The 4,304-nt window shown below is 53.4% G+C and carries 5 protein-coding genes; all 5 read right to left on the reverse strand.

All coding sequences use genetic code 11. The features are described 5' to 3' along the window. The coding region (locus tag C8K66_RS31455; protein WP_371928178.1) for a PAAR domain-containing protein at window positions 1-168 on the reverse strand (168 nt) is incomplete at its 3' end. Beyond that, window positions 168-2,519 (reverse strand): DUF2235 domain-containing protein, encoded by a 2,352-nt coding sequence (locus C8K66_RS30420; RefSeq protein WP_108526702.1) that lies wholly within the window; start codon window positions 2,517-2,519, stop codon window positions 168-170. The genes C8K66_RS30420 and C8K66_RS31455, both read right to left, overlap by 1 nt. Further along, the gene (locus tag C8K66_RS30425) at window positions 2,507-3,028 is read right to left on the reverse strand and encodes a DUF3304 domain-containing protein (RefSeq protein ID WP_108526703.1); all 522 of its coding nucleotides are present in this window, start codon (window positions 3,026-3,028) and stop codon (window positions 2,507-2,509) included. The genes C8K66_RS30420 and C8K66_RS30425 overlap by 13 nt, the downstream gene beginning before the upstream one ends. 257 nt (window positions 3,029-3,285) lie before the next feature. Beyond that, the gene (locus tag C8K66_RS30430) at window positions 3,286-4,041 is read right to left on the reverse strand and encodes a DUF4123 domain-containing protein (protein WP_108526704.1); all 756 of its coding nucleotides are present in this window, start codon (window positions 4,039-4,041) and stop codon (window positions 3,286-3,288) included. Window positions 4,042-4,049: 8 nt separating this feature from the next. Then, a partial coding sequence (locus C8K66_RS30435; protein ID WP_115930855.1) for a DUF2345 domain-containing protein occupies window positions 4,050-4,304 on the reverse strand: 255 nt, incomplete at its 5' end.

Consider the following 4,304-nt stretch of genomic DNA (forward strand, 5'->3'; position numbering starts at 1 on the left):
CATGGTTGAACCCGAAGCGCCTTCGATAATGTGCGTAATGCCATGCAGGTTGCAGCGAACTTGATCATCCACGCAGGCCACTGGTTTGCCGAAGGCTTTGTAATGCCCCGACAAAACCTCACCGCCAAACGGGTGCAGTGGGTCGCCCATGCGTACGAGAGGCAGCATCAAACCACCTCGCGCTCAAGTTCGAAAAGACTGCCCGCCTCGCGCAACATGGCGCTGGTCCGCTCAATCCGTTGCCGATAATCGTCCAGCGCGATCTGGCGCTTTAGCTCGGCCGCCACCTGCCCCACGTGAGCGGTCGGTTGCAGGAGCTTCTCGGCACCCGCCAAGAACGGCAACGCCACGCCCCGCGCCTTGTCGATGACCTGATAACCGATGGTCGCCCCACCGATGCCGACGGCCAATCCACCCAGCCCTCCCGCCACGCCTTTTCGCTTGATACCGTATACCGTCGCCCCGGCTATCATCGCCACACCCAACACTCGGCCGGCTACCACCACCGGCGAAAGATACCGACTGTTGTCGTTGCCGAAATAAGTCATGCGGTAAAAGAAATAACCCGCCCACATTTCCCGAGTTTTCAAGGCGTCGTGCATGAACCAGGCCCGCGAGTCGTGGATCTGATCATCGAACAACGCTACCAGCAACGCCATTTGCGGGTCTGCGCTGGGGGTGCCGCGAGCGTCCCGAAACAGTAGCTTGCAGCGCTGCTCACCCGCCGCCTTGATGGCGGCGTGATCCTGGGTCTCATCATCGGAATTGAGCAGATATATCGCGTCGCGCAACAACACGTCAGTGATGGTGCCTGCCAGGCTGCTTTGCTCACGTTTCTGCCCGAGGTAGTCGCTCTTGAATTCGGCAGCGGCCTGGCTGAGCTGGGTCTGGTCGACCTGCGGCTCATAGATCGGCGGGCCGGGGTAGTTCGTCGCAGCTTCGGGGGTTTTCAGCCGCAGGTTCGCGAGATTTTTTTTATGTTGGTCGTAAGCCTTGCGCTCCTCACTGGCCTGATAAGTCGTAGTTTCCCTGGCCTGACTGAAAAAAGGCTGATGTTTATAGCTGTCGTTACCGCCGTCGCGATCATTGGCAAACCGGCCTATGCGCCAACCGGTGATCCAGCCCAGTTGATCGGCCAGTACGTCTTCCACGGGCGCATTCAGCCGCAGTGGCTGGTAGAGCCAAGGGGAGTCATGGGTGGGTTCGTCGGCGTTGATGCCGGGTAGGGTTTTGCGCCAGGCGTTGAAGCGTTCGGATACCAAACGATCTATATCAAACTCCGTGATGTTAGCCTCCGACATAACGCGCCACGACTTCTCTAACTGCAATGTTTTTGGCAATACTAATTCCGGCACCTGCAGGGGGGCACCAGCAGCGAAGGCAGCTGCATAAAGGTCATGCAAAACGACCTGCGAAACCAATTCCTGAGTACCGCCGCGGGCCTTACCTTGGTCGTTTTGCGGATAACCGCCGCCAACATCGGAATGCACACCGGGATACACCACTTCATAGGTGTTGTCCGGGTATTGGCCATCCTCGTTACGGATCGAGTCGAGCGGGAAACACGAGCGCTGCTCGAAGCCTGCGACAAAATGTCGGCAACACTTGACCAGGCCAGGAAAACGCTGGGCATCCGGGATGAGTTGGGTATCATCGGCCCAATCCATATGCCCGGCGAAAAAAGGTGCCGCATGGGCGATGCCCACCGAAGCAACGGTGTCCAGTAGCCCGAGAAATTCGACACTTACCGGCAAGCCAATCAGACATTGCAAGGGCTGTTCGGCCCCCGTCGGTGTATCGAACAACTGGCTTAGCCAAGTGACAAAAGTGCGTGCTTCTGCCGCTCCGCGCGAGAAACCGTACACATACAATTTGACCGCCAGTACGCGGGGCTTGGCCAACTCTACTCGCGCCTGCAAGGGCTCGAGCAACTGGCTCATCGTTCGCCGTCGATTGCCCAGACCCAGGCCACTCATCAGTGGTGCTTTCCAGGTGCTCATGGCCTCGACGGCACGCTTCCTTTCAGCGTTAGACACATCCTGATCGGCCAAAGCTGACTTCAGAGCATGTGCCAAAGAAACCAGCGCCCAGTTGATTCGATCTTCACCACCCGTTGCATATTTCAATCCACCCTCGCTGTAGTCCAACTCACCTATCTCCGGAAAAGCGGTTCCAACTCCCGGCAGGTAATAAGAGAAATAGCCATTTTTTTCTGCAGCTTCGCCTCTCAGGGCAGCATGAAAGAGCTTGGCAACATTGCTGGGGTGTTTTTTCTTGGTGTCGTTATTATCGTTATTATTAGTACCGTCGAAAAACAGACTAATATGGAGGCTATGGCAACACTCAAAATACTGCTTCCGCCCATTACGATTGACCAGTTGACGAAATCGATTTTCCTCTGCGGTCTGCATCTCATAATTAGCAACCACCTGGGTGATATCACAAGGCAGACGCCCTTCCGAGGGGAACCCTGGCGGCGCCCAAACAGCTGCCTTTGAAATTTTTTTCATTTCGGACATACAGCTGGCTCCTGCAGACCCTTAGGAACTTTAATCGGATAATTTGATGAGCCATGAGCCCAACATGAAGTAGTCACCTCCACCTGATTACAAGTTAAGAAATGGACCTTAAGATCGCAGGACTCCGTACCAAACCACTGCGGAATATCCACTACTACTCTGTTACGCTGGTAATTTTCTCTATGCTTAGCTTGGGACAATCGGTATCCATCAGTACCTAGAGGAGGCCACTTTGAATATGCATACGGATCAGGATCAACCTCCCACTCGATCGTGGCTTTCAAACCAGGCCTCCATACAACTGGCATAATAATGCAACACGACCGCCCACCTCCTCCGTCTGCCCGATAACCATTCACCGAGAGCCAGTTGATAGCCCCCGTAGTATGGTTAATCGCTTGTATATTTCCTCCCACCATCTGACTATCCGCGGAGGAACACCCGAACAACATCAAGCCCAAAAAAACAGATAAACATTTAAATAGCTCTTTCCAAACTATAAACCTCATAACACCCCCTCTCAAACAGCATCAGGCTCATACGCCAAGCTCATCAACCCTACACACAGCCAGGAAGTTTTCATCACGCAGATATCCGACACACTAATAATCTCTGATAACTTTATTTTGATGATCGCTACACAACATCACGGTATCGAACAAAAAAACCTACCAGCATGCTGAACATGGCAAACTCTCTCAAAGCATTTTTTTAAAAAATTTCCCGATCTTGCGGGCACGTCGAACAGTCGATACGCCTTCATAGCTCATGATTTCCTCTTTACGTACTCAGTCAAACTCCCAAAGTAGTTTTCCTGACTAGCCTGTACGGTGACCGAATACAAAGTAGCGAAACGCTGTTCCAGGCTGGCCTCCAAGTAATTAAAGTTCCCACCATCCAACAGTTTCTGTGCATCACTGATACAACCAATCAGTTCACATTGCTGATCATCAAGGTCGATCCAGGTCGGTATTGCGATAGTATTTTTCTGCGGCTGCGCAATACCCTCTATCCACTGCGACTGATCATCCCGATCCAGCCAACCCCAGTAGCACGCAACTTTTAAGTATTCGACGCGCTGGACGTCTGTCAGGATCGAAGACATCAACAAGGGAAAGATTCGTGGGTCGTAATAACGCAACAAACCAGACTCCCCACCCCACTTCATTTGCGACAGGGCTTGCAGTGCATGACTCAATGACTTGAACGATAACGGTGAGATCACCACCAGCAAGCGAGCATCGGTGGCGCAGTGGATCATCAGTTCTTCCAGCCAGGCTTTGTGTTGCCAATGTGCCAAATCAAGACGCATTAACAGCGGTGCCTGATCCAGCAAGTTCTCTTCCGGAGTACCGCTAAATAATGAAAACCACGGGACTTCAGGCCTCAACGTCTTCAGCGCGGGTACAGCACAGTTGTTCCAATCCGATTGGTCGAGCAGCAAGTCGACCTGTAGTAGACCCAGGCTGGCACATACCTGCTCGATCTGATCTTGCCATTCCGTTGGTGTTGCCATCTTCATATTCCCCATCAACCTTCGCGCATGAGTAAACCGACCGCATTTTTCCGAGCCTTTTCCAGGCACGCCTTGCACACCGAATGCGGCAACTCACGCAAAGGAAAGCGCTGGCTGGTCGTGGTTTCCCAGACGTGTTGGCCTTTAAGGTTGAGCTTGCCCGGGGTGTGGATGTCGATAGCGCCGCCGGGTGTGATGCGGATATACCCGCCACCACACGCCAAGGTGATGCCGTTTTTAGCCGTCAGTTGCAGATGCCCCTGTACGGT

Source organism: Pseudomonas sp. GV105, assembly GCF_003058185.1.
Lineage (GTDB): Bacteria > Pseudomonadota > Gammaproteobacteria > Pseudomonadales > Pseudomonadaceae > Aquipseudomonas > Aquipseudomonas veronii.